At 70.6% G+C, this 24,681-nt stretch carries 26 protein-coding genes; 15 read left to right on the forward strand and 11 right to left on the reverse strand.

The window, feature by feature from the left end; translation table 11 throughout:
* The 7 genes from ACH4G3_RS36045 (at position 1) to ACH4G3_RS36075 (ending at position 6,535) form a co-directional block, all read left to right on the forward strand.
* Positions 1 to 549: a F0F1 ATP synthase subunit B gene (locus ACH4G3_RS36045; protein ID WP_354741903.1), complete on the forward strand. Its 549-nt coding sequence runs from the start codon at positions 1 to 3 to the stop codon at positions 547 to 549.
* On the forward strand, positions 546 to 1,361 hold the full coding sequence (locus ACH4G3_RS36050) for a F0F1 ATP synthase subunit delta (RefSeq protein ID WP_020272595.1): 816 nt from the start codon (positions 546 to 548) through the stop codon (positions 1,359 to 1,361). The genes ACH4G3_RS36045 and ACH4G3_RS36050 overlap by 4 nt, the downstream gene beginning before the upstream one ends.
* 124 nt (positions 1,362 to 1,485) lie before the next feature.
* Complete coding sequence (gene atpA, locus ACH4G3_RS36055; protein WP_397628413.1) at positions 1,486 to 3,075, forward strand: F0F1 ATP synthase subunit alpha; 1,590 nt, start codon at positions 1,486 to 1,488, stop codon at positions 3,073 to 3,075.
* 20 nt (positions 3,076 to 3,095) lie between these two features.
* The gene (locus ACH4G3_RS36060) at positions 3,096 to 4,013 is read left to right on the forward strand and encodes a F0F1 ATP synthase subunit gamma (protein WP_397628414.1); all 918 of its coding nucleotides are present in this window, start codon (positions 3,096 to 3,098) and stop codon (positions 4,011 to 4,013) included.
* Positions 4,014 to 5,450, forward strand: a complete 1,437-nt coding sequence (gene atpD / locus ACH4G3_RS36065) for a F0F1 ATP synthase subunit beta (RefSeq protein ID WP_359039673.1) — start codon at positions 4,014 to 4,016, stop codon at positions 5,448 to 5,450.
* Positions 5,451 to 5,579: 129 nt separating this feature from the next.
* A complete protein-coding gene (locus ACH4G3_RS36070) occupies positions 5,580 to 5,957 on the forward strand; it encodes a F0F1 ATP synthase subunit epsilon (protein WP_010040145.1) in 378 nt (125 codons plus the stop codon).
* Between the two features lie 131 nt (positions 5,958 to 6,088).
* The gene (locus tag ACH4G3_RS36075) at positions 6,089 to 6,535 is read left to right on the forward strand and encodes a DUF2550 domain-containing protein (protein ID WP_037669156.1); all 447 of its coding nucleotides are present in this window, start codon (positions 6,089 to 6,091) and stop codon (positions 6,533 to 6,535) included.
* Between the two features lie 14 nt (positions 6,536 to 6,549).
* On the opposite strand, the gene ACH4G3_RS36080 is transcribed toward ACH4G3_RS36075, so the two are convergent.
* The 3 genes from ACH4G3_RS36080 to ACH4G3_RS36090 all read right to left on the reverse strand — a co-directional run bounded on the left by ACH4G3_RS36080 (position 6,550) and on the right by ACH4G3_RS36090 (position 10,338).
* Complete coding sequence (locus tag ACH4G3_RS36080) at positions 6,550 to 8,373, reverse strand: glycosyl hydrolase family 18 protein (protein ID WP_397628415.1); 1,824 nt, start codon at positions 8,371 to 8,373, stop codon at positions 6,550 to 6,552.
* A gap of 133 nt (positions 8,374 to 8,506) precedes the next feature.
* A complete protein-coding gene (locus ACH4G3_RS36085) occupies positions 8,507 to 9,148 on the reverse strand; it encodes a response regulator (RefSeq protein ID WP_397628416.1) in 642 nt (213 codons plus the stop codon).
* Entirely contained in the window at positions 9,145 to 10,338 is a 1,194-nt protein-coding gene (locus ACH4G3_RS36090; protein ID WP_397628417.1) for a sensor histidine kinase, read from the reverse strand. The genes ACH4G3_RS36085 and ACH4G3_RS36090 overlap by 4 nt, the downstream gene beginning before the upstream one ends.
* A gap of 151 nt (positions 10,339 to 10,489) precedes the next feature.
* On the opposite strand from ACH4G3_RS36090, the gene ACH4G3_RS36095 reads away from it, so the two are divergent.
* Both ACH4G3_RS36095 and ACH4G3_RS36100 read left to right on the forward strand, forming a co-directional pair.
* On the forward strand, positions 10,490 to 11,068 hold the full coding sequence (locus ACH4G3_RS36095) for a hypothetical protein (protein WP_397628418.1): 579 nt from the start codon (positions 10,490 to 10,492) through the stop codon (positions 11,066 to 11,068).
* Positions 11,065 to 11,265, forward strand: coding sequence for a DUF5708 family protein (locus tag ACH4G3_RS36100; RefSeq protein ID WP_397628419.1), 201 nt, complete (start codon positions 11,065 to 11,067; stop codon positions 11,263 to 11,265). The genes ACH4G3_RS36095 and ACH4G3_RS36100 overlap by 4 nt, the downstream gene beginning before the upstream one ends.
* A gap of 3 nt (positions 11,266 to 11,268) precedes the next feature.
* Here the strand turns inward: ACH4G3_RS36100 and ACH4G3_RS36105 are convergent, their stop codons facing one another.
* From ACH4G3_RS36105 to ACH4G3_RS36115, 3 genes are read right to left on the reverse strand one after another with little or no spacing between them, the layout of a single operon-like run.
* A complete protein-coding gene (locus ACH4G3_RS36105) occupies positions 11,269 to 11,841 on the reverse strand; it encodes a cob(I)yrinic acid a,c-diamide adenosyltransferase (protein WP_354741921.1) in 573 nt (190 codons plus the stop codon).
* A gap of 13 nt (positions 11,842 to 11,854) precedes the next feature.
* Positions 11,855 to 12,604 carry an ABC transporter permease gene (locus ACH4G3_RS36110; protein ID WP_397628420.1) on the reverse strand — a complete coding sequence of 250 codons (750 nt, stop codon included), beginning with the start codon at positions 12,602 to 12,604 and terminating at the stop codon, positions 11,855 to 11,857.
* Between the two features lie 16 nt (positions 12,605 to 12,620).
* Positions 12,621 to 13,403, reverse strand: coding sequence for an ABC transporter ATP-binding protein (locus ACH4G3_RS36115; protein ID WP_397628421.1), 783 nt, complete (start codon positions 13,401 to 13,403; stop codon positions 12,621 to 12,623).
* A gap of 79 nt (positions 13,404 to 13,482) precedes the next feature.
* Here ACH4G3_RS36115 and ACH4G3_RS36120 point away from each other — a divergent pair, with 79 nt between their 5' ends.
* From ACH4G3_RS36120 to ACH4G3_RS36135, 4 genes are all read left to right on the forward strand, one after another.
* Entirely contained in the window at positions 13,483 to 14,124 is a 642-nt protein-coding gene (locus ACH4G3_RS36120; RefSeq protein ID WP_397628422.1) for a TetR/AcrR family transcriptional regulator, read from the forward strand.
* A 126-nt stretch (positions 14,125 to 14,250) separates the two neighbouring features.
* On the forward strand, positions 14,251 to 15,099 hold the full coding sequence (locus tag ACH4G3_RS36125) for a 3-hydroxyacyl-CoA dehydrogenase family protein (RefSeq protein WP_397628423.1): 849 nt from the start codon (positions 14,251 to 14,253) through the stop codon (positions 15,097 to 15,099).
* 149 nt (positions 15,100 to 15,248) lie between these two features.
* Complete coding sequence (locus tag ACH4G3_RS36130; RefSeq protein WP_003993003.1) at positions 15,249 to 15,572, forward strand: STAS domain-containing protein; 324 nt, start codon at positions 15,249 to 15,251, stop codon at positions 15,570 to 15,572.
* Between the two features lie 280 nt (positions 15,573 to 15,852).
* Positions 15,853 to 18,339 (forward strand): ATP-binding protein, encoded by a 2,487-nt coding sequence (locus ACH4G3_RS36135; RefSeq protein ID WP_397628424.1) that lies wholly within the window; start codon positions 15,853 to 15,855, stop codon positions 18,337 to 18,339.
* Positions 18,340 to 18,407: 68 nt separating this feature from the next.
* On the opposite strand, the gene nucS is transcribed toward ACH4G3_RS36135, so the two are convergent.
* Positions 18,408 to 19,079 carry an endonuclease NucS gene (nucS, locus tag ACH4G3_RS36140; protein WP_397628425.1) on the reverse strand — a complete coding sequence of 224 codons (672 nt, stop codon included), beginning with the start codon at positions 19,077 to 19,079 and terminating at the stop codon, positions 18,408 to 18,410.
* Between the two features lie 256 nt (positions 19,080 to 19,335).
* Between nucS and ACH4G3_RS36145 the strand changes: the two genes are divergently transcribed.
* A complete protein-coding gene (locus ACH4G3_RS36145; RefSeq protein ID WP_010040113.1) occupies positions 19,336 to 19,728 on the forward strand; it encodes an SCO5389 family protein in 393 nt (130 codons plus the stop codon).
* 84 nt (positions 19,729 to 19,812) lie between these two features.
* On the opposite strand, the gene ACH4G3_RS36150 is transcribed toward ACH4G3_RS36145, so the two are convergent.
* Complete coding sequence (locus ACH4G3_RS36150) at positions 19,813 to 20,841, reverse strand: LLM class flavin-dependent oxidoreductase (protein ID WP_397628426.1); 1,029 nt, start codon at positions 20,839 to 20,841, stop codon at positions 19,813 to 19,815.
* A gap of 261 nt (positions 20,842 to 21,102) precedes the next feature.
* On the opposite strand from ACH4G3_RS36150, the gene ACH4G3_RS36155 reads away from it, so the two are divergent.
* Complete coding sequence (locus ACH4G3_RS36155; protein ID WP_020276119.1) at positions 21,103 to 21,435, forward strand: hypothetical protein; 333 nt, start codon at positions 21,103 to 21,105, stop codon at positions 21,433 to 21,435.
* A 6-nt stretch (positions 21,436 to 21,441) separates the two neighbouring features.
* Here ACH4G3_RS36155 and ACH4G3_RS36160 read toward each other — a convergent pair whose 3' ends face one another.
* The 3 genes from ACH4G3_RS36160 to ACH4G3_RS36170 all read right to left on the reverse strand — a co-directional run bounded on the left by ACH4G3_RS36160 (position 21,442) and on the right by ACH4G3_RS36170 (position 24,680).
* Complete coding sequence (locus tag ACH4G3_RS36160; RefSeq protein WP_397628427.1) at positions 21,442 to 22,311, reverse strand: ABC transporter permease subunit; 870 nt, start codon at positions 22,309 to 22,311, stop codon at positions 21,442 to 21,444.
* Positions 22,308 to 23,765 (reverse strand): ABC transporter ATP-binding protein, encoded by a 1,458-nt coding sequence (locus ACH4G3_RS36165; protein ID WP_397628428.1) that lies wholly within the window; start codon positions 23,763 to 23,765, stop codon positions 22,308 to 22,310. The genes ACH4G3_RS36160 and ACH4G3_RS36165 overlap by 4 nt, the downstream gene beginning before the upstream one ends.
* Before the next feature lie 144 nt (positions 23,766 to 23,909).
* Positions 23,910 to 24,680 (reverse strand): ABC transporter permease, encoded by a 771-nt coding sequence (locus ACH4G3_RS36170; RefSeq protein ID WP_397628429.1) that lies wholly within the window; start codon positions 24,678 to 24,680, stop codon positions 23,910 to 23,912.
* Between the last annotated feature and the right edge of the window lies 1 nt (position 24,681).

Below are 24,681 nucleotides of genomic sequence, written 5' to 3' on the forward strand. Positions count from 1 at the left end.
GTGATCGCCAACCTGGTGCAGCTGGCGGCCGAGGAAGAGCAGAACCCGCTCATGCCTCCCGGCCCCGAGCTGCTCGTCGGCACCATCGCCTTCGCCATCGTGTTCTTCTTCTTCTGGAAGAAGCTGCTTCCGAACATCAACAAGGTTCTGGAGGAGCGCCGCGCGGCGATCGAAGGCGGTATCGAAGAGGCCGAGACCATGAAGGTCGAGGCCCAGAGCGTCCTTGAGCAGTACAAGGCACAGCTCGCCGAGGCCCGGCACGAGGCCGCGCGTCTGCGCCAGGAGGCGCAGGAGCAGGGTGCCGCGCTCATCGCCGAGATGCGGGCCGAGGGCCAGCGTCAGCGCGAGGAGATCGTCGCCGCCGGTCACGCCCAGATCGAGGCCGACCGCAAGGCCGCGTCGTCCGCGCTCCGCCAGGACGTCGGCAAGCTCGCCACCGACCTGGCCGGCAAGCTCGTCGGCGAGTCCCTCGAGGACCACGCCCGCCAGAGCCGTGTGATCGACCGGTTCCTCGACGACCTCGAGGAGAAGGCCGAGGCCGGCCGATGAACGGAGCGAGCCGCGAGGCCCTGGCAGCCGCACGAGAGCGTCTCGACGCGCTGACGGACTCCACGTCCGTGGACGCCGGCGCGCTCGCCGACGAACTGGCCGCCGTCACCGCGCTGCTCGACCGCGAGGTGTCGCTGCGTCGGGTCCTCACCGACCCGGCGCAGGCCGGTGAGGCCAAGGCCGAACTGGCCCAGCGCCTGCTCGGTACCCAGGTCAGCGGCCCGGCCGCCGACCTGGTCGCCGGAATGGTGCGCTCCCGCTGGTCGCAGTCGCGCGACCTGGTGGACGCCCTGGAGGAGCTGGCCAGCACCGCCGACCTCACCGCCGCGCAGAAGGCGGGCAAGCTCGACGACGTCGAGGACGAGCTGTTCCGGTTCGGCCGGATCGTCTCCGGCAGCACCGAGCTGCGCGCCGCGCTGACCGACCGCAAGGCCACCACCTCGGCCAAGAGCGAGCTGCTGCGCAGCCTGCTCGGCGGCCGGGCACAGGCGGCCACCGAGCGTCTGGTGACGCGCCTTGTGGCCGCGCCGCGGGGACGTAGCCTGGAGTCGGGACTGGAGTCCCTGTCCAAGCTCGCCGCCGAGCGCCGGGACCGCATGGTCGCCACCGTCACCTCGGCGGTACCGCTGAGCGACGCGCAGAAGCAGCGCCTGGGCGCCGCCCTCGCGAAGCTCTACGGCCGCAAGATGCACCTCAACCTGGACGTGGACCCCGAGGTCCTCGGCGGAATCCGGGTGCAGGTCGGCGACGAGGTCATCAACGGCTCCCTCGCGGACCGCATCGAGGACGCCAGCCGCCGGCTCACGAGCTGAGCAGTAACTCAATAGGCATTACGTACTTACGACGGCCCTGGTTGGGCCGTGCAGAAGAATCCTGGGGGTCGCCCCCAGACCCCCTAAGAAACTTCGGGCCCAACAAGGAGAGCAGGGAACCCAGATGGCGGAGCTCACGATCCGGCCGGAGGAGATCCGGGACGCGCTGGAGAACTTCGTCCAGGCGTACAAGCCGGACGCGGCCTCGCGCGAGGAGGTCGGTACGGTCACCTTTGCCGGCGACGGCATCGCGAAGGTCGAGGGCCTGCCCTCGACCATGGCCAACGAGCTGCTGAAGTTCGAGGACGGCACCCTCGGCCTCGCCCTCAACCTCGAGGAGCGCGAGATCGGTGCCATCGTCCTCGGTGAGTTCAGCGGCATCGAGGAGGGGCAGCCGGTCAGCCGTACCGGCGAGGTCCTGTCCGTCGCGGTCGGCGAGGGCTACCTCGGCCGCGTGGTGGACCCCCTCGGCAACCCGATCGACGGCCTCGGCGAGATCGAGACCGACAGCCGTCGCGCCCTGGAGCTGCAGGCTCCGGGCGTCATGGTCCGCAAGTCGGTGCACGAGCCGATGGAGACGGGCTACAAGGCCGTCGACACCATGACCCCGATCGGCCGTGGCCAGCGTCAGCTGATCATCGGTGACCGCCAGACCGGCAAGACCGCCCTGGCCGTCGACACGATCATCAACCAGCGCGACAACTGGCGCTCGGGCGACCCGAACAAGCAGGTCCGCTGCATCTACGTCGCCATCGGCCAGAAGGGCTCCACCATCGCCGGCGTGCGCGGCGCTCTGGAGGAGGCCGGCGCGCTGGAGTACACGACCATCGTCGCCGCCCCGGCGTCCGACCCGGCCGGCTTCAAGTACCTGGCGCCGTACACCGGTTCGGCCATCGGCCAGCACTGGATGTACCAGGGCAAGCACGTCCTGATCATCTTCGACGACCTGTCGAAGCAGGCCGACGCCTACCGCGCCGTGTCGCTGCTGCTGCGCCGCCCGCCGGGCCGTGAGGCCTACCCGGGTGACGTCTTCTACCTGCACTCCCGTCTGCTGGAGCGCTGCGCCAAGCTCTCCGACGAGATGGGTGCCGGCTCGATGACCGGTCTGCCGATCGTCGAGACCAAGGCCAACGACGTCTCGGCGTTCATCCCGACCAACGTCATCTCCATCACCGACGGCCAGTGCTTCCTGGAGTCGGACCTGTTCAACGCCGGTCAGCGCCCCGCGCTGAACGTCGGTATCTCGGTCTCTCGAGTCGGTGGTTCCGCCCAGCACAAGGCGATCCGCCAGGTCTCCGGCCGTCTGCGCGTGGACCTCGCCCAGTTCCGTGAGCTGGAGGCGTTCGCCGCCTTCGGTTCCGACCTGGACGCCGCGTCCAAGGCGCAGCTGGAGCGTGGTCAGCGCATGGTCGAGCTGCTGAAGCAGCCGCAGTACCAGCCGATGGCCACCGAGGACCAGGTCGTCTCCATCTGGGCCGGCACCACCGGCAAGATGGACGAGGTTCCGGTCGCCGACATCCGCCGCTTCGAGAAGGAGCTGCTGGAGTACCTGCACCGCAAGGAGCAGGGCCTGCTGACCTCCATCCGCGAGGGCGGGAAGATGTCGGACGACACCCTCCAGGCCATGGCCGACGCCATCGCGGAGTTCAAGAAGCAGTTCGAGACCTCCGACGGCAAGCTGCTCGGCGAGGACGCCCCGGCTGCCGGCAAGTGACGACGGAAGGGACCTGACTCATGGGAGCCCAGCTCCGGGTCTACAAGCGTCGCATCCGATCCGTCTCCGCGACCAAGAAGATCACGAAGGCGATGGAGATGATCGCCGCCTCGCGCGTCGTCAAGGCGCAGCGCAAGGTGGCGGCGTCCACGCCGTACGCGACCGAGCTCACCCGGGCGGTCACGGCGGTGGCCACCGGATCGAACACCAAGCACCCGCTGACGACGGAGCCGGAGAACCCGACCCGTGCCGCGGTCCTGCTCCTCACGAGCGACCGCGGTCTGGCCGGCGCCTTCAACTCCAACGCCATCAAGGCCGCGGAGAGGCTCACGGCGAAGCTCGAAGGTGAGGGCAAGGAGGTCGTCAGCTACATCGTCGGCCGCCGTGGTCTCGCCCACTACAACTTCCGCGAGCGCAAGGTCGCGGAGTCGTTCACGGGCTTCACCGACGACCCGTCGTACGCGGACGCCAAGAAGGTCGCGGCCCCGCTGATCGAGGCGATCGAGACGGATACGGCGGAGGGCGGCGTGGACGAGCTCCACATCGTCTACACCGAGTTCGTGTCGATGATGACGCAGACGGCCATCGAGGCCCGGCTGCTGCCGCTCAGCCTCGACGAGGTCGCGCAGGAGGCGAAGCCCAAGGGCGAGATCCTCCCGCTGTTCGACTTCGAGCCCTCGGCGGAGGACGTCCTGGACGCCCTGCTGCCGCGCTATGTGGAGAGCCGGATCTACAACGCGCTGCTCCAGTCGGCCGCCTCCAAGCACGCCGCCACGCGGCGCGCGATGAAGTCGGCCACCGACAACGCCGGAGAGCTCATCGAGACGCTCACCCGGCTTGCCAACCAGGCCCGCCAGGCCGAAATCACCCAGGAAATCAGCGAGATCGTCGGTGGCGCCAGTGCCCTGGCCGACGCGACCGCGGGGAGTGACCGATAAATGACCACCACTGTTGAGACCGCGACGGCTACGGGCCGCGTCGCCCGGGTCATCGGCCCGGTCGTCGACGTGGAGTTCCCCGTCGACGCGATGCCCGAGATCTACAACGCCCTGCACGTCGAGGTCGCCGACCCGGCGCTCGCGGGCGAGAAGAAGACGCTGACCCTGGAGGTCGCCCAGCACCTGGGTGACGGCCTGGTCCGCGCGATCTCCATGCAGCCCACCGACGGCCTGGTCCGCCAGGCCCCGGTGATCGACACCGGCGCGGGCATCTCCGTCCCGGTCGGTGACTTCACCAAGGGCAAGGTGTTCAACACCCTCGGTGAGGTGCTGAACAGCGACGAGGCCTACGAGGGCGAGCGCTGGTCCATCCACCGCAAGGCCCCCGCGTTCGACCAGCTCGAGTCGAAGACCGAGATGTTCGAGACGGGCCTGAAGGTCGTCGACCTTCTCACCCCGTACGTCAAGGGCGGCAAGATCGGTCTGTTCGGTGGTGCCGGTGTCGGCAAGACCGTGCTGATCCAGGAAATGATCATGCGTGTCGCCAACCTCCACGAGGGCGTCTCCGTCTTCGCGGGCGTCGGTGAGCGCACCCGTGAGGGCAACGACCTCATCGCGGAGATGGAAGAGTCCGGCGTTCTGGACAAGACCGCGCTGGTCTTCGGGCAGATGGACGAGCCCCCGGGCACCCGTCTGCGCGTGGCCCTGGCCGGCCTGACGATGGCGGAGTACTTCCGTGACGTCCAGAAGCAGGACGTGCTGTTCTTCATCGACAACATCTTCCGCTTCACCCAGGCCGGTTCCGAGGTGTCGACCCTGCTCGGCCGTATGCCCTCCGCGGTGGGCTACCAGCCGAACCTGGCCGACGAGATGGGTGTCCTCCAGGAGCGCATCACCTCGACCCGTGGTCACTCGATCACCTCGATGCAGGCGATCTACGTCCCCGCGGACGACCTGACCGACCCGGCCCCGGCCACCACCTTCGCCCACCTCGACGCGACGACGGTGCTCTCCCGTCCGATCTCCGAGAAGGGCATCTACCCGGCCGTGGACCCGCTGGACTCCACGTCCCGGATCCTCGACCCGCGGTACATCTCGGCGGACCACTACAACGCCGCGATGCGCGTGAAGAACATCCTGCAGAAGTACAAGGACCTGCAGGACATCATCGCGATCCTCGGTATCGACGAGCTCGGCGAGGAGGACAAGCTCGTCGTCCACCGTGCCCGTCGCGTGGAGCGCTTCCTGTCCCAGAACACCCACGCCGCCAAGCAGTTCACCGGCGTGGACGGTTCGGACGTGCCGCTGGACGAGTCGATCGCCGCGTTCAACGCGATCTGCGACGGCGAGTACGACCACTTCCCGGAGCAGGCGTTCTTCATGTGCGGTGGTCTCGAGGACCTGAAGAACAACGCGAAGGAGCTGGGCGTCTCCTGAGCCTCGCGCTCGATTGAGCCCCGTGCTCATTCCGGAGGGGGCGGGCGCGTCCCGCCCCCTCCGTCACGCCTACTAGACTTGTAACCAACACCCGGCACTCCCGCCGGGTGGTGACCCGAGGAGCCACCCTTGGCTGCTGAGCTGCACGTCGCGCTGGTCGCGGCCGACCGTGAGGTCTGGTCCGGCCAGGCCACCCTGGTCGTCGCGCGCACCACGTCCGGCGACATCGGCGTCATGCCCGGTCACCAGCCGCTGCTCGGTGTGCTGGAGTCGGGCCCGGTGACCATCCGTACGAGTGATGGCGGGACGGTCGTCGCCGCGGTCCACGGCGGTTTCATCTCGTTCGCGGACGACAAGCTCTCGCTGCTGGCCGAGATCGCGGAGCTGTCGGACGAGATCGATGTCCAGCGCGCGGAGCAGGAGCTGGAGCGTGCGAAGGCGGAGGACGACGCGGAGGCCCAGCGCCGCGCGGACGTCCGTCTGCGTACGGCCACGGCGGCGCGCTGACTCAAGCCCGTCGTGTGATGACGTCACTCAGCCGCGGCTGGGTACCGGAGAGATCCGGACCCAGCCGCGGCTGAGGCGGATGTGGGTGTTTTTTACGTTCCGTTACCTAGGAGACGAGGAGGTCGGTGTCGATGGTCCTCGCTCTGACTGTGTGCGGAATTGTCGTGGCCCTCGTGGTGGTGGGACTGTTCGTCTTCGGTCTGCGCCGCCGGCTCATCCAGCGCTCGGGCGGCACCTTCGACGCCAGCCTGCGCTGGGACGCCCCCGAGCAGGGCGACTCCAACGGCAAGGGCTGGGCGTACGGGGTGGCCCGCTACAACGGCGACCGCGTCGAGTGGTTCCGTGTCTTCTCCTACTCGCCGCGCCCCCGCCGGATCCTGGAGCGTTCCGCGATCGAGGTGGCCGGCCGCCGGGTCCCGGAGGGCGAGGAGGAGCTGGCGCTGCTCTCCGACCATGTGATCCTGGTCTGTCTGCACCGGGGCACCCGGCTGGAGCTGGCCATGAGCGAGGACGCGCTGACCGGTTTCCTCGCGTGGCTGGAGGCAGCCCCGCCCGGTCAGCGCGTCAATGTGGCGTAACTCGACGAACTGTCTTACGACAGACCGTTGCTGATCGCGCTCACCAGCTCACCGTTGCCGGTGTCGCCGCTGAACTCCCAGAAGAACGCGCCGCCCAGGCCCTGGTTCCTGGCCCAGGTCATCTTCCCGGCGATCGTCGACGGAGTGTCGTACGACCACCAGTTGCTGCCGCAGTGCGCGTACGCCGTGCCGGCGATGGTGCCGGTGGCCGGGCAGGAGTTCTTGAGGACCTTGTAGTCCTCGATGCCGGCCTCGTAGGTGCCGGGCGCCGGGCCGGTGGCCGTGCCGCCGGGGGCCGACTGGGTGACGCCGGTCCAGCCGCGGCCGTAGAAACCGATGCCGAGCAGGAGCTTGGCGGCCGGGACGCCCTTCGCCTTGAGCTTGGCGATCGCGTCGGCCGAGTTGAAGCCGGCTTGCGGGATGCCGGGGTACGAGGTGAGCGGGGAGTGCGGGGCGGTCGGGCCGTCCTTGTCGAAGGCGCCGAAGTAGTCGTACGTCATCACGTTGTACCAGTCGAGGTACTGTGCGGCGCCGCCGTAGTCGGCCGCGTCGATCTTGCCGCCGGAGGAGCCGTCGGCGGTGATGGCGGCGGTGACCAGGTAGTCGGGGCCGAACTCGGCGCGCAGGGCCTGCATCAGGTTCCTGAAGGCCGCGGGGCCTGAGGTGTCGCAGGTCAGGCCGCAGGCGTTGGGGTACTCCCAGTCGATGTCGATGCCGTCGAAGACGTCGGCCCAGCGCGGGTCCTCCACGACGGCCTTGCAGGACTTGGCGAACGCGGCGGCGTTCTGCGCCGCCTGGCCGAAGCCGCCCGAGTAGGTCCAGCCGCCGAACGAGTACAGCACCTTGATGTGCGGGTACTTGGCCTTGAGCTGGCGGAGCTGGTTGAAGTTGCCGCGCAGCGGCTGGTCCCAGGTGTCGGCGGTGCCGCTGACGGACTGGTCGGCGGTGTAGGCCTTGTCGTAGGCGGCGTAGGTGTCGTCGACCGTGCACTGGCCGTTCTTGACGTTGCCGAAGGCGTAGTTGATGTGCGTGATCTTCGACGCCGAGCCCGAGGTCACCAGGTTCTTGACGTGGTAGTTGCGGCCGTAGACGCCCCACTCGGTGAAGTAGCCGAGCTTGACCTTGTCGCCCTTGGGCGGCTCGGTCGTGCCGCCGGTGGTGCGCACCGCGCGGGCGCCGCTGACCGGGCCGGTCTGGTCGGCGGTGTCACGCGCCCGGACGGAGTAGGAGTAGTCGGTGCCCTTGGTCAGGCCCGTGTCGGTGTACGACGTGCCCGTCACGGTGGCGACCTTGGTGCCGTCGCGCAGGACGTCGTAGTTCTTGACGCCCTTGTCGTCGGTCGCGGCGGACCAGGTCAGCTTCACCGAGGTGTCGGTGATGTCGGAGGCGGTCGGCGTGCCGGGGGCGCTGGGCGCGCTGTCGCCGGGTTCCGTGGTGCCGCCGTCGCAGCTGCCGCCGTTGAGCTTGCAGTTCGCGGGGGAGCCGGTGCCGGTGCCGTTGAAGCCGAAGGAGACGGAGGCGCCGGGGGCGAGGGTGCCGTTCCAGGACTTGTTCTTCGCGGTCCAGTGGGTGCCGGAAGAGGTGACGTCGGCGTCCCAGGCGGAGGTGACGGACGTGCCGGAGGGGAAGTCCCACTCGACGGTCCAGGAGCTGAGAGTCGTGGTCCCGGTGTTCTTCACCGTCCACTTGCCTTCGAAGCCGGAGCCCCAGTCCTGCGTCTTGGTGTAGCTCGCGGTGGCGGATGCCGCCGCCTGGGCCGGGCTCGCGAGGCCGACCAGACCGGCCAGCGGGAGCAACAGGGTCGCGAACCCTGCCGCGGCTCTGTGTCTGAAGCGCATGCTGCGCCTCCTCGATGGAGTTGTGGGGGCGTGACTGAGCCTCACGCCCACTCATGGTGCGGTGAGAATAGGAAGGTCTGGACCACCGGTCAATAGGTCTGGACCACCGTGACCGCAGTGATCTGCGGCCGGGTCAGATCCCCAACTCCTGGGCGAGCACCGCCGCTTGCACCCGGCTGCGCAGCTCCAGCTTGCTCAGCAGACGGCTGACGTGGGTCTTCACGGTCGCCTCGGCCATGTCGAGCCGCTCGGCGATGTCCGCGTTGGACAGGCCCTCGCCGAGGCAGGACAGCACCTCGCGCTCGCGCCGGGTCAGCCGGTCGAGGACGGCCGGGTCGGCCGCGGGCTCCCGGGCCGGCTTCGCCGCGAACTCCGCGATGAGCCGCCGCGTGACCGCCGGGGCGATCAGGCCCTCCCCGCGCGCCACCGTCCGTACGGCCTCCAGCAGGTCCTTCGCCTCGGTGTTCTTCAGCAGGAAGCCGGAGGCGCCCGCCCGCAGCGCCCCGAAGACGTACTCGTCGAGGTCGAAGGTGGTCAGCACCAGCACGTCGGCGAGCCGTTCCGCCACCACCTGCCGGGTCGCCGACACCCCGTCCAGCCGGGGCATCTGAACGTCCATCAGTACCAGGTCCGGCCGCAGCTCACGGGTCAGCGTCACCGCCTGTTCGCCGTCCGCCGCCTCGCCGACCACCTCGATGTCGGGCGCGCTGCGCAGGATGAGGACCAGGCCGGCACGGACGGCCGACTGGTCCTCGGCGACCAGGACGCGGATCATTCGGGTTCTCCTTCGACGGTGTCGTGGACGGGCAGGCTGGCGCGTACGGCCCAGATCTTGCCGTCCGGCGAGTCCTCCGGGCCGGCCTCGAACGTGCCGTCCAGCAGCGCGGCGCGTTCCCGCATGCCGACCAGACCGGCGCCCGAGCCGGGGGCGCTCGGCCCGTCCCGGTCGCCGTACGGGCTGGTCACCGCGACGGTCAGCAGGCCGTCGAGCTGGGCGAGGGACACGGTGACCGGGCCGGGTCCGGCGTGCTTGAGGGCGTTGGTGAGGGACTCCTGGACGATGCGGTAGGCGGCGAGTTCGACGGGCGCGGGGACCGTGTCGTGAGCGGCGTCGAGCGTGACGTCGAGGCCGTTGGTGCGGGCGTTCTCGACCAGGGCGCCGAGCCCGTCGAGCGTGGGGGCGGCGACGGGCTCGGTGTCGCCGCTCGAGTCCCGCAGGATCCCGATGAGCCGCCGCATTTCCGAGAGTCCCGCCACGCTGTTCTCGCGGATGACGGTCAGGGCCTCCTGGGAGGTCTTCGGGTCCTGGAGGGAGAGCGCGGCCGTGGAGTGGATGGCGATGGCGGACAGGTGGTTGGCGACCATGTCGTGCAGTTCGCGGGCCATCCGGGCGCGTTCGGCGGTCACCGCCTGGGTGCGGTCCATCTCGGCGAGCAGCGCGGTCTGCTCGGCGCGCAGCCGGGCTGCCTCGGCGGCGTCGCGGTGGTTGCGGACGATCAGGCCGGTGGCGGCGGGCCCGAAGGCCACCAGGCCGGTGACCACGCCGATCAGCAGGGCCTCGGGCTCACGCCACAACGCGAACGGCACCACCGTGCCCGCCACCGACAGCAGCCCGGTGATCCGGGGGATGCGGTGGGCCGAGGCGGGCGGACCGTACAGGACGGCCGCGTACATGAGGTCCGTGTACATCAGGACCGTGACCAGGTTGCCCTGGGTGACGGTGTCCAGGACGATCGCGGCCGTGCCGATCAGCAGGGCGGTGCGCGGGGCGGTCCGGCGCAGCAGCTCGCAGCCGGCCATGACCAGCAGCGGCAGCAGGACGGGCCAGCGTCCCGGCAGCAGTACGTACACCTCGGTGTGCGGGCGTGTGGCCAGGCCGAGCCCCCACAGCAGCAGCCCGCCGAGCAGACCGCCCAGCGCGACGTGGACGTCGAAGCGGCGGGGGCGGGTGGGTGGTACGGCCATGGCACCATCCAACACGGCCGCCGGACCCCGCGCTTGATCCTCGCGAACGGTCCGTGACTGCATCTTTCGATGTACTGCGGGTTCGTCAGTCGCGACGACGATTCCGGCCGCGCCGACCGGGAGCCTGGAAGGGTGACCGAGAGGAGCAATCGTGATCGTCGCCTTGATCGCCGCCTGTGAGATCGGCTTCTGGGTGCTGCTGGCGGCCGGACTGGCCTTCCGCTACCTGCTGCGCATGCGGCGCACGGGGCTGGCGCTGCTGCTGTGCGAGCCGCTGCTGGAGGTCGTCCTGCTGGTCGTCACCGCGCTGGACCTGAAGAACGGCGCCGAGCCGAACTGGACGCACGGGCTGGCCGCGCTGTACATCGGTTACACCGTCGGGCACGGCCACCGCACGGTGCAGTGGCTCGACGGCCACGCGGCCCACCGCCTCGGCGGAGCCCCGCCGCCTCCGAAGCCCCCGCGCTACGGCATGGCCCGGGCGCGTCACGAGGGCAGGATCTGGCTGGGCACGCTGATCGGCGCCGCCGTCGCGACCGCGCTGCTCCAACTGGCCATCTGGTACGTGGACGACCCGAGCCGTGTCACGTCCCTGGAGAGCTGGCGCTATGTCGCCTGGCGCACAGCGGGCATCCACGGCCTGATCGCGCTGAGCTACTGGATCTGGCCGCGGAAGGCTCCGGCAGGTGAGTCGGAGGTCGCGCCGGAGAAGGAGAGCGTGCACCGATGAGCGCACCGACGAGCAAGGCCCGCCGGAACCTGGTGGAAGGGATCGTCACCTTCGTGATCGGCCTCGGGCTGTGGCTGTTCACCGGCGACGTGGAGGTCCCCGTCGTCACCCTCACGAAGGTCGGTGTCGTGATGATGTGCGTCGGCGGCGTGCTGGTCGCCGCCGGCCTGTGGCAGGGCGCGCGGCACAGGACCTGAGGGTCAGCGCTCCCCGCCCGGCACCCACAGCACGTCCCCGACCTCCTTGTTCGCCGTCCTCGCGAGGATGAACAGGAGGTCGGAGAGCCGGTTGAGGTAGGTGGCCGTCAGGGGGTTCATGACCTCGCCGTGGGCCTCCAGGGCCGCCCAGGTCGAGCGCTCCGCCCGGCGGACCACCGTGCACGCCTGGTGGAGCAGGGCCGCGCCCGGGGTGCCGCCGGGGAGGATGAAGGAGCGGAGCTTCTCCAGGCCCTCCAGGAAGCGGTCGCAGTCCGCCTCCAGCTTGTCGACATAGGACTGCTCGACCCGCAGAGGCGGGAACTCCGGGTTCTCCACCACCGGCGTCGACAGGTCCGCGCCCACGTCGAACAGGTCGTTCTGCACGCGGGTGAGGACCTTGACGACCTCCTCGTCCAGGCCGCCCAGCGCGATCGCCGTGCCGATCACCGCGTTCGCCTCGTTGGCGTCGGCGTACGCGGCGATCCGCAGGTCGGTCTTGGCGACCCGGCTCATGTCGCCGAGGGCGGTGGTGCCCTGGTCGCCGGTCCTGGTGTAGATGCGCGTCAGATTGACCATGTGGCCAGCGTAGTTACGCTCCGGCCGTTCGGAACACGCGTGTGCCCACTGTCACGGACAGGACCGTGAGGCCGACGGCCACCAGGACGCCGTACAGCATGTGTGCCGTGGCGTAGGAACCGACGAAGGCGTCCCGGACGGCGTCGACCAGATAGCGGAACGGCATGAGGTGGGAGAGGACGTCCAGCCAGGCCGGGCCCAGGGTCATCGGGAGCATCAGCCCGGACAGCAGCATCGACGGCATGGTCAGCGCGTTGATCACCGGGCCGAAGGTCTGCGGGGTGTGCAGCTTCATGGCCAGCGCGTACGACAGCGAGGCCAGCGAGAGCGAGAGCAGGGCGACGAAGGCGAACCCGATCAGGACGCCGGGCAGCGGGGCCCGCAGGCCCATCGCCACCGCCGCCAGCACCAGCAGCACGGCCTGGAAGACGAACACCGTGGCGTCCCTGAGCACCCGGCCGAGCAGCAGGGCCAGCCGGCTGACGGGGGTGACGCGCATGCGCTCGACCACCCCGTGGCCCTTCTCGATGAGGATCGAGAAGCCCGCGAACGACGCTCCGAAGAGGCCCAGCTGCAGCAGCAGGCCGGGGACGAGCAGCTGCCAGGAGCTGCCCCGCCCGCCGAGCGGCAGTTCCGTCAGCAGGGGGCCGAAGAACAGCAGGTACAGCAGCGGCATCAGCACGCCGAAGAGCAGCGCGAAGCGGGAGCGCAGGGACTGGCGGAGATAACGCCCGTAGACGAGCGCGGTGTCGTGCAACAGCATCGGAGTCCTCTGTGTCCTAGACGGCGACGGGAGCCTGGTCGGCCGGCGCGGCGCTGCGGCCGGTGATGGCGAGGAAGGTGTCCTGGAGCGAGGCGTCGATCGAGCCGCCGTACCGGAGCTTCAGCGCGCTCGGGGTGCCCTCGGCGACGACCACCCCGTGATCGACGACGACCAGCCGGTCGGAGAGGGCGTCGGCCTCGTCGAGGTAGTGCGTGGTCAGGAAGACGGTCGTGCCGTGCTCGTCGCGCAGCCGGCGCACCAGGTCCCACAGGTCGGCCCGGCTGCCCGGGTCGAGGCCGGTCGTCGGCTCGTCGAGGAACAGCACCTTCGGGCGGTGGGTGAGCGCCATCGCGATGTCCAGGCGGCGTCGCTGACCGCCGGAGAGCGCGGCGCACTTGCGGTCGAGGAGCCCGGTGAGATCCAGGTCGCGGGCGAGTTCCCCGGCACGCTCGGCGGCCCGCGCCTTCGTCAGCCGGTACAGACGCCCCTGGGTGACCAGCTCCTCCCGCACGCTGATCTGCGGGTCCACCCCGCCGGACTGCGCCACGTAGCCGCAGGCCCGCCGCACCCCGGCCGGGTCGGTCGCCAGGTCGCAGCCCGCGACGGTGGCGGCGCCGCCGGTCGGTTCCAGAAGGGTCGTCAGCATCCGCAGGGTGGTTGTCTTCCCCGCCCCGTTCGGGCCGAGGAAGCCGAGGATCTCGCCCTCGCGGACGGTCAGGTCGATGCCGCGCACGGCGTCCACGGTGCCGTGCTTGGTCTGGAAGGTACGGGCCAGTCCGGCCGTACTGATGATTGCCATGCCCCCAGAAAAACAGAGTCTCTTAAAGTTTGCAATGACCCCAATCTTTGTCAGTCACCAGGGAAGCTAGGATTCGGTCATGGCAGAGGGGCTCAGGGAGCGGAAGAAGCGCGAGACCAGGCAGCGCATCTCGGACATTGCCACCGGTCTGTTCCTGGAGCACGGGTTCGTGACCGTGACGATCGCGGACGTGGCGGAAGCGGCCGACGTCTCCGTGAACACCGTCTACAACTACTTCCCGGCCAAGGAGGACCTCTTCTTCGACCGCTCCCAGGGGGTCGTCGACCGGCTCTCCCGCTGGGTGCGCGGCCGGGACGCGGGGGAGTCGGCCGCCCGGGCGGTGCTGCGCGAACTGCGCGCCGAGATCGAGGCCGTCTCGCCCCGGATGGGCCTCGTCGAGGGCTACGACCGTTTCATGCGCTGCATCGAGGAGGCGCCGCCGCTGCGCTCCCGGCTGTGGAGCATCCAGCAGGAGGTCCAGAACAACCTGGAGGCGACCCTCCGTGAGGAGACGGGTGCCGTTGACGCCGATCCGCTGCCGAAGCTGATCGCCGGTCAGATCTGCTGGGTCCACGGCACCGTCTTCGCCGCGATCGGCCGCGAGATGACCAAGGGGCGCAACCCGGACGAAGTGTCACGGGAGATGCTCGTGCTCCTCGACGACATGGAGGAGCTGTTGAGCGAGAAGGTGCTCAACTACGCCGTCCGTGGCGCGGGATGACCCCTGCTGGTGTGATGTCCGTCATGTGAGACGTGACGCGCATTACTTACCGGTCACACAGGCCCTCACGGGCGCTAGTGTCCGCCCGAGAGGCAGACATAAGCAGCGCGTCAGGGGAGTCGCACAGTGGCACGGAAGCTCGCCGTCATCGGAGCCGGCCTCATGGGATCCGGCATCGCCCAGGTCTCCGCACAGGCGGGCTGGGACGTGGTCCTGCGTGACGTCACCGACGAGGCGTTGAAGCGGGGCACCGACGGCATCAAGGCCTCGTACGACAAGTTCGTCGCCAAGGGCAAGCTGGAGGCGCACGACGCCGACGCCGCCCTCGCCCGGATCACCGCCACCACCGACCTGGACGCCGTGGCCGACGCGGACGTCGTCGTCGAGGCCGTGTTCGAGAAGCTGGAGATCAAGCACGAGATCTTCCGCGCGCTCGACAAGCTCGTGAAGGACGAGGCGATCCTCGCCTCCAACACCTCCGCCATCCCGATCACCAAGATCGCGGCCGCGACGGAGCGCCCCGAGCGGGTCGTCGGCACGCACTTCTTCTCGCCCGTGCCGATGATGCAGCTGTGCGAGCTGGTCCGCGGCTACAAGACCAGTGACGAGACCCTCGCCACGGCCCGGGAGTTCGCCGAGTCGGTCGGCAAGACCTGCATCGTCGTCAACCGCGACGTCGCCGGCTTCGTGACGACCCGTCTCATCTGCGCCCTGGTCGTCGAGGCCGCCAAGCTGCACGAGTCGGGCGTGGCGAGCGCCGAGGACATCGACTTGGCCTGCAAGCTGGGCTTCGGCCACGCCATGGGCCCGCTGGCGACGGCGGACCTGACGGGCGTCGACATCCTGCTGCACGCCACGAGCAACATCTACACCGAGTCCCAGGACGAGAAGTTCGCGGCTCCCGAGTCGATGCGCCGAATGGTTGACGCCGGTGACATCGGGCGCAAGAGCGGGCAGGGCTTCTACAAGCACTGAAACCGCACATGCCCCGGGGGCATCACACCCCCGGGTGAATTCGGTATCGGTTCGCTTACAAGAAGCAACCTCTGCCCCCCTCACGCAGTCAGAGGTTGCATCACCGGCATCAGAACGCGGAGCACGAGACGCACGCACGGGGAGCGCATATGCACATCAGGGGCGACCACGCCGAGCTGGTCGTCGGGGGCCGCCTCGACGTCCGGAGCGCGGCGGACGCCCGTACGGTCCTGCACTCGGCCGTCGACGACGGAGTCGGCGACCTGGTGCTGGACCTGTCCGAACTGGACTCCTGGGACGCCACCGGACTCGGTGTGATCATGGGGGCCCACCGGCGGGCCGGCCGCTGCGGCCGGCGCCTGGTCCTGCGCGGCGTGCCGCCGCAGATGCAGCGCCTGCTGGTGGCCACCCGCCTGCACCGGATCCTGGCGATCGAGGGAGGCATCGGGGTGGAGACATTGCCTCGCGTGTGACGTCCTCGCGTGTGACGTCCTGTGCGGGTGTGAACCGGGCGACCGGGGAGACCCGGACGGACATCGCCGAAGTGCGACGCGCACAATCCTCACGAGACCGTGACGTCTCGGACGGCGCGGTACCCCGGACTGTCGTAGATACTGTGCGAAGGTTTAGGGTTCGGCTGCCCGCTGCCTTGACACCCTTCGAGCGGGCCCGGACCAGAAGCGACAGCGCGGTGTGCAGCAAGGCCGGGAGGGCTTTTCGGAGCACACACACGCTTTTGGGGGGCTTTGACCTATGGACCCGAACACCCGGGGACCCGAGGAGTACGGCCACGACGGCGACAGCGAGTCGCCGCGCCAGCGCCCGCCCAGGGAATCCCTCACACCCGACTTCAGTCAGCACGCGCCCGCGCTCGCCCGCACGGTGCAGCTCGTCTCCGGCGACTTCCTGCTGACCGTCAACCCCGTCGACGGCAGCGAGATCGAGGTCTGCCCGCCCGCCGAACGGCCCGCCCGGCCCGTGAAGCTCACGGCGGCGGAGCGCGCCGAGGCCGAGCGCGCGGCCCGGCCGCCCGTCCCGCCCGGCCCCGCGCAGCCCAGCCTGCCGCTGCTGGCCCGTCAGGACGAACGCGAGCGACTGGTGCGCCTGCTCGCCCGCGGCCGCTCGGTCCGTCTCACCGGCCCCGCCGGCTGCGGCCGCACCCGCCTCCTCGACCTGGTCTCCGAAGACTGCTCCGACCTCGCCCCCGACGGCGTCGTCCGCCTGAACGGCTTCGGCCGCACCTCCGGCGACCTGCTGTACGACCTCTTCTACGCGGTGTACAACGCCCCCCTGCACCGCCCGGAACGGGATGAACTGCTCACTCATGTCCGTGAGATCGGCGCGGTCGTCGTCGTCGACGACCTGGAGTTCGGCGGCGCCGCACTCGACGAGCTGCTGGAGGCCACCCCCGAGTGCGCCTTCCTGCTCGGCGCCACGCCGGACGTGCCGGCGCCCTCCGCCGAGGCCTCCGTCGAAGAGGTCTTCCTCGGCGGCCTGGAACGCGCTGCCGGGCTCGACCTGCTGGAACACGCGGTCGGCCGGTCCCTGACCGACGAGGAGTCCAACTGGGCGGGCGACCTCTGGTTCGAGTCCGAGGGCCTGCCGCTGCGCTTCGTGCAGGCCGGCGCCCTGCTGCGGCAGCGCGACCGGCTGCGCGCCGGGACGAGCGCCGTCGACGAGTTCGGCGTCTTCGAGGACGCGCCCCCGGCCGACGCGTACGACGCCGCCGACGGTGACGACGTACCGCTGCCCTCGCTCGGCGAGGCCGCCGCGCCCGCGCCGCTGCTCGCCTCCCGGCTGAGCGCCTCCGCGCGCGCCACCCTGCGCTTCGCCGTCGCCCTCGGCGGCGAGGTGCCGCACCAGGCCCATCTGCCCGCCCTGGTCGGCGACACCCACGCGGACGCCGCGCTCGGCGAACTGGCCGCCTGCGGCCTGGTCTCCCCGGTCGGCTCCCGCTACCGGCTCGCCGCCGGAGTCCTGACCCAGCTGGAGGCGGCCGGATACGCCGATGAGGCCGAGGCCGGCGCCCGCAGCGCCGCCCAGCACTACTCCTGGTGGGCCGGGCACCCCTCGGTCACCCCGGAGCGCGTGTGCGCCGAGGCCGACGCGCTCCTGGCCGCCCTGGCCGTGCTCGAGCCGCTCACCAGCCCGCCCGCCGAGGGCGAGGAGGCCCCGGCCGTGCACCTGGCGCGCACCGCCGCGCCCGCGTTCGCCGCCGGACTGCACTGGAGCGCCTGGGAACGCGTCCTGCACTCCGGCGCCGAGGCCGCCCGGCTCGCCGGCGACGTGGCCGAACGGGCCTACTTCCACCACGAGCTCGGCATCCTCGCCCTGTGCGGCGGACAGCTCGACCGGGCCGGTGCCGAACTGGAGGCCGCCATCGGCCTGCGCGGTGCCCTCTCCGACAAGAGGGGCACCGTCGCAGGCCGTCGTGCCCTCGCCCTGGTCGCCGACCGCTCGGGCACACCGATCGGGGTCGGGCCGACCGCGGGGGAGGAGGTGCCCGACGCCCGGTACGAGGAGTCGGCGTCCCCGGCCGGTGGTGTTCCGGCGGCCTTCCCGACCCTCCAGCAGCCGCCCTCCCCGACCCTGGTCACCCGCCAGAACTCGACCGCGCCCTCGCGCAAGGCCCGGGGCGGCCTCAAGGGCCTGGCCCGGCGCAACCTCGTGGCCGCCGGAGCCGGTGCCCTGCTCGTCGCCGTGCTCGGCACGGTCGTGACCCTCGGCGCCACGTCCGACAAGGACAAGAACCCGCCGTCCGACCAGGTCGGCGTCAATCCCTCGGCCAGCCAGGGCGTCGACGACGGCAGCCTGGGCGCCGACCGGCCGGCGAACGACAGCAACGGCGACACGGGCGCGGCGACGAGCCGCCCGACCGACCCGGGCCCGGACGGCACGCCGGGCACCTCGGACGATCCGACGCCGACGGGCGGTCCCAGCGGTTCCCCGAGCCCCAGCGACACCGGGGCGACGTCGAAGCCGCCGACGACCTCGAAGCCTCCGACGACCTCCAAGCCCCCGACGACGTCCAGGCCCCCCACGACGTCGAAGCCGCCGACGACCTCCAAGCCGCCGACCTCACAGCCGCCCACGTCCGAGCCGCCGACCTCGCAGCCGCCGACGTCCCAGCCGCCGACCTCGCAGCCGTCCACCTCGGACTCGGCCAGCGGCCCGGCGTCGAGCGCCCCCGCGAGCACCACCGCGAGCGCGCCGGAGAGCAGCCCGGACCCGGTGATCTGACAGCCGCACACAGCAGGGCCGGGTCCGTTCCCCGGACCCGGCCCTTGTCGTCGTGTACGTGCGATGTGTCAGAACAGCCGCAGCTTGTCGTCCTCGATGCCCCGCAGCGCGTCGTAGTCGAGGACCTGGCAGCCGATGCCGCGGTCGGTCGCGAGGACGCGGGCCTGGGGCTTGATCTCCTGCGCGGCGAAGATGCCGCGGACCGGGGCGAGATGGGGATCGCGGTTCAGCAGCTCCAGATAGCGCGTCAGCTGCTCCACGCCGTCGATCTCACCGCGCCGCTTGATCTCCACCGCGACGGTCTTGCCGTCGGCGTCCCGGCACAGGATGTCGACCGGCCCGATGGCCGTCGGGTACTCGCGGCGGATGAGGGTGTAGCCGTCGCCGAGTGTCTCGATGCGGTCGGCGAGCAGCTCCTGGAGGTGCGCTTCCACGCCGTCCTTGATCAGGCCGGGATCGACGCCCAGTTCGTGCGAGGAGTCGTGGAGGACTTCCTCCATCGTGATGATGAGCTTCTCGCCCGCCTTGTTGACGACGGTCCAGACGCCCTCGTCCTCGCCGGTGCCCTCCTTCAGCATGCAGGGCGGCGACATCCAGTTCAGAGGCTTGTAGGCCCGGTCGTCGGCGTGGATCGAGACGCTGCCGTCCGCCTTCACCAGGATCAGGCGCGGGGCCGAGGGAAGGTGGGCGGTGAGCCGCCCGGCGTAGTCCACGGAGCAGCGGGCAATGACGAGACGCATGGTCGGCAACGCTACTCGACTGGCGGGTGTCGACGCGATTCGCCCTGGAAAACACGTGTTCGGTATTGGCCGATTGTGTGCAGGGTGTGGTCATTCGGAGTGCCTCATCTGCGCATTCTCCTGGTGCCGTCACCGTCGGTTGCTTACGGTATGAGCGGGAGGTCGCGATGTGTGTACGCAGCGTGTCCGGTATCGCGAACTCCCTTATCTGTCCGGCAACCCCTGCCCGCCGGGCGGGGGTGCGAGAGGAGAACTCATGTCGCTCGACGTCTCACCGGCCCTACTCGAACAGGCCGAGCGAGGCGAGGTCGACGAAGCGGAATTCGTCGACTGCGTCCGGACCTCCCTGCCCTATGCGTGGGAGATGATCAGCTCCCTGGTGGCCCAGCTGAAGGTGGACGGCGGTGCGTTCGCCGACAACCAGACGCCTCCGCCGGACGAGCAGGCACGCGGTCAGTTGCTGCGTGCGCTTGCGAGTGACGCGATACGCGGCGCGCTGCAACGCCACTTCGGTGTGCGACTGGCCTTCCAGAACTGCCACCGGGTGGCCGTGTTCCCGCTTGACTCCTCGGTGGACGAGACGCTGGGCCGCTTCACGTCGGTCCGCAGCCAGGTGCTCAACCAGTCACCCGAGTTCCGGGACTGCTGACGCGGCGCAGCTTGCTTGCCGCTCCGTACGCGGGAGGTGCAGTGTCTGTACCGGAGCGGCAAGCCCCAGGAACCCATCCCGCCTTCAGACGAGTTGGGGGAGCACCTCGGCCCCCAGCCGCCGTACGTTCTCCTCCGTCGCCGCCAGGTCCCCGGAGCCCTCGACGAGCAGGGCGAAGCGGGAGATGCCGGTCCGCTCGCTGGTCGCCGCCAGCCGGTCGGCGCACAGCCGCGGGGTGCCCACCGGGTGCAGTCCGCAGAGCAGCTCGGTGTACGCCAGCGGGTCGCGCATCCGGCGCGTGCGCCCGTCGACCGTGACATGCGCCTCCAGGCCCTGCTTCAGCCAGCCCGGCATCGCCTTCAGCAGCGTCTCCGCCGCGTCGACCCGCTGGTCCGCGATCTGGCAGACGCCCGCCGACACATGGGACGCGCCCAGGATCTCCTCGGCAGGCCGGCCGCACGCCCGCGCGTGCTGCTGCCACAGGGCGACCATCTCGGCCTTCTCCTCGTCCCCCACGTGCATCCCGAGCAGCATCGGAAGACCGCGCTCGGCCGCCAGCCGCACGCTCGCCGGGGACGTGCACGCGACGACCAGCTCCGGTCCCGCGACCTCGGTCAGGGCCTCCGACGGCCGGGGGACGACCGGGACTTCACGGAAGCGGAAGCGCTCCCCGTCGGCCGCCACCGACGCGTCGCGCAGCCAGCGCACCAGGACGTCCAGGGACTCCGGGAACCCCTTCTCGTACGCCTCCAGACCCGCGCCGAACACCTCCAGGTCGACCCAGGGGCCGCCGCGCCCGACGCCGAGCGTGAAACGGCCGCCGCTCGTGTGGTGCAGCAGCGCGGCCTGTTCGCCGAGGGCCACGGGGTGGGCGGTGGGCAGCACGCTGACCGCCGTACCGACCCGGATGCGGCGGGTGCGGCCGAGCAGTAAGGCGGCCAGGGTGACGGCCGACGGGCACGTGCCGTACGGCACGAAGTGGTGCTCGGCCAGCCAGACCGTGTCGAGCCCGGCCTCCTCGGCGACCTCGGCCGAGCGGACCGCGCGGTGCAGCGCCTCGCCCTCGCCCTGACCGGGGAACTGGGCCGCCAACACGAAACTTCCAACGCGCATTGCTTTCCTGCTTCCTTGGCTCCGACACGGAGCTCCCCCACAGGGCATAACCGTCTGACACGTGCCGAGGACACGGCCGGTCGGGGTAATTTGCGGATTGTCTGCAGAATGGGCCGTTCCGCGGGTGCCCGGGGAGCGACCCCGGCGGGGCCCGCCTCGCCCGGCGAGGGACTTGCGACGATTGGTGGCGTACGTGTACCCCCGTCCGCGCCGCGTAGGCTGGACACACCCCGTGTCCTGTATAGCCCCGAGAGGTGTCCCGTGTCCCCGCGTCGCAACCGACCCAAGGGCGCCGCTTCGTCCGGCCGGAGCGCCGAGGACGACCGCCCCGGCCGCTACGGCGGCTGGCAGTCCTCGGAGAACTGGCAGGGCGAGAACTGGAGCGTGCGGCACGTGGCCGGCGCGAGCGCGCAGGGCAAGTCGTACCGCTGCCCCGGCTGCGACCAGTTGATCCCGGACGGGGTGCCGCACGTGGTGGCCTGGTCCGAGCACACGGGCGTCGACGACCGCAGGCACTGGCACAAGGCGTGCTGGAACGCGCGGGACCGCCGCACCCCCGGGGTGCGGCGGTCCCGTAACGCGCCGAGGTTCTGACGGGTCTCAGACGTCCCGCTTCTCCAGCAGCGCGAAGGCGGCGGCGAACGCTACGGCCGTCGCGCCGAGGATGATCCACAGCGGGTCCCAGCCGGACGGGCCGGACTGGCTCAGGGAGTTGGAGTAGAAGACGCTGAGCTGGTTCGGGATGGAGTACTCGAACAGGGCCTGGCGCACGTCCTCCAGGGACTGCGAGAACATGAACAGCGCGATCACCAGCGGGGCGAGCACAGCACCGATCATGATGGTGATGGCGCCCGCCGAGTGCCGGATGATCGAGCCGACGGCGAGCGACAGCAGGCCCAGCAGCGCGACGTACGCGGCGATGCCGACCGTGCCCCTCAGCCACTCCCCGCCCGACGGGTCCTTGGTGCCGTGGCCCTCCAGCATGGCCACGTGCAGGAAGGCGACGAGGGACGCGGACACCAGCGTCACCACGAACGCGACCAGGAAGAACACGATGCCCTTGGCCGCGAGCACCCGGCCCCGGCTCGGGCACGCGACCATCGTGGTGCGGACCATGCCCGTGCCGTACTCGGAGGCCGTGGTCAGCACGCCCAGCGTGATGATGCACATGCTGCCGAGCAGCAGCCCGAAGAAGCCCAGGCCGAGCGGGCTCTCGCCGGACAGCGCCGGGTCGGAGTTGGCCACCACCACGCCGGTCAGCGTGCCGATGCCGATGACGAGCAGGACGAACACGCCGAGCGTCCACATCGTGGAGCGCACCGACTTGATCTTCGTCCACTCGGAGGCGATGGCATGCCCGAGGTGCGTCCGCACGACCGGGATCGGCGACGTGTAACCGGGATACGGAGAACCGGGCGCCGCCTCCCAGGTGGGCGCGGCCGGCGGCATCTGAGGCTGGGGGCTGCTCATCGGGGGTCCTCGGGCTTGGTCAGGTCGGAGGTCGGGGCGGGCGCGGGCGCCGCGGGCGCCTGCGGGGACATGGCCGGCGGGGCGGCTGACTGCGCGGCTGCCGGCGAGCCGGCCGACGGCGCGCCTGCGCCCGCCTGGGCCACGGGCGCCGCCGGGCCCGCCTGCGGCGCCTGGGCGGCGGGCGCCGGGGCCTGAGGCGCCTGGCCCGCGGGCATCGCCGGGGCCTGAGGCGCCTGGCCGGCGGGCTGCGCGGGCATCTGCGGTGTCTGAGCCGCCGGCTGGGCGTACGGGTTGGGCGCTCCCGCGCCGGAGGCGCCCGGGGCGGCCGGAGCGGTCACGGGCGCTCCCGGGGTCCCAGGTGCGCCGTACGGGCCCGCGGGCGCCTGGCCAGGCGCTCCCTGCGGCGGCATGGCGAACGGGTGTCCGCCCTGCTGGGGCGGCGGCGGGGCGTACCAGTCGGGCTGGCCCTGGCCGGGCACCGGCATCGGGGGCTGCGCCCCGGGCGGCAGCGGCTGCTGGAGGCCTTCCTTCTGGTCGATGGTCGAGCGGTAGTCGACGGCGCCCTGCGTCATCCGCATGTACGCCTCCTCCAGCGAGGCCTGGTGCGGCGACAGCTCCCACAGCCGTACGTCGTGGTCGTGCGCGATGTCGCTGATGCGGGGGAGCGGCAGCCCGGTCACGCGCAGCGCGCCGTCCTGCTCGGGCAGCACGTGCCCACCCGACTCGGTGAGCGCGGCCGACAGCTTCTCTCGCTGCTGCGGCTCGGTGTCGGGCGTGCGCACGCGCGCGAAGTCCGCGGAGTTCGCGGAGATGAAGTCCGTGACACTCATGTCCGCGAGGAGCTGCCCGCGCCCGATCACGATGAGGTGGTCGGCGGTGAGCGCCATCTCGCTCATCAGGTGGGAGGAGACGAAGACCGTACGGCCCTCCGCGGCGAGTGCCTTCATCAGGTTGCGCACCCAGAGGATGCCCTCGGGGTCGAGGCCGTTGACCGGCTCGTCGAACAGCAGCACCTGCGGGTCGCCGAGCAGCGCGGCGGCGATGCCCAGCCGCTGTCCCATGCCGAGGGAGAAGCCCTTGGACCGCTTCCTGGCCACGTCCTGGAGGCCCACGACCCCGAGCACCTCGTCCACCCGTTTGGCCGGGATGCCCGACAGCTGGGCCAGGCACAGCAGGTGGTTGCGGGCGGCCCGGCCGCCGTGCACGGCCTTGGCGTCCAGCAGGGCACCGACCTGACGGGGGGCGTTGGGCAGCTTGCGATACGGGTAACCGCCGATCGTCACGTGCCCGGCCGTCGGGTTGTCCAGGCCGAGGATCATCCGCATCGTCGTCGACTTGCCCGAGCCGTTCGGTCCGAGGAAGCCCGTGACGGCCCCCGGCCGCACCTGGAAGGAAAGGTTGTACACAGCGGTCTTGTCGCCGTAGCGCTTGGTCAGGCCGACTGCTTCGATCATGCTCCGCACCCATCGCAAGGTTCAGGACAGCGGGGCACACGCCCCCGTAAGGGTTAGGAGGATATCGAGGCGCTGACGGTTCCGCCCAAAGGAAAGTAAAGGGTGAAGCACGACGCGCCCCGCCAGCCCCCGGGGCGCGCCTGCCTAGGCATCGCGCTTCTTCAGCAGCACGTACCCGCCGATCAGCGCCGCGAGCACCCACAGGCCCATGATCCCCAGCCCGCCCCACGGCCCGTACGGGGTGTCGTCGCCGATGGGCGTGACCACCTGCATGATCTTGCTGCCGGCCTGGTCGGGCAGAAACCGGCCGACCTTCTTCGTCGCGTCGACATTGCCCAGGATGTTGGAGATCAGGAAGAAGAACGGCATCAGGATGCCCAGCGACAGCATCGGCGAGCGCAGCATCGCGGCGACACCCATGGAGAACAACGCGATGAGGGCCATGTAGAGGCCGCCGCCGAGCACCGCCCGCAGCACCCCCGGGTCGCCGATCTCCGCCCGGTGCTCGCCGAGCATCGCCTGCCCCAGGAAGAAGGCGGCGAAGCTGGTGACCAGACCGACCAGGAGAGCGAGACCGCCGGCCACCGCCATCTTGCTGAACAGGAAGGAGCCGCGCTGCGGCACGGCGGCCAGCGAGGTGCGGATCATGCCGGTGCTGTACTCGTTCGACACCACCAGCACACCGAACACGATCATCGCGAGCTGCCCGAGGCTCATCCCCGCGAAACTGATGAACGTCGGGTCGAACTCCGCCCGCTGCTGCGCGCCCATGGAGTCGAACTCGTTCTTGGACAGGGCCGAGATCAGCATGCCGAGGGCGACCGTCACGACCACCACCAGCGACAGTGTCCACACCGTGGACGCCACCGACCGGATCTTCGTCCACTCCGACCGTACGACCTGGGTCGTCGCCATG

Source organism: Streptomyces afghaniensis (genome assembly GCF_044327915.1).
Classification (GTDB): Bacteria; Actinomycetota; Actinomycetes; order Streptomycetales; family Streptomycetaceae; genus Streptomyces; species Streptomyces afghaniensis.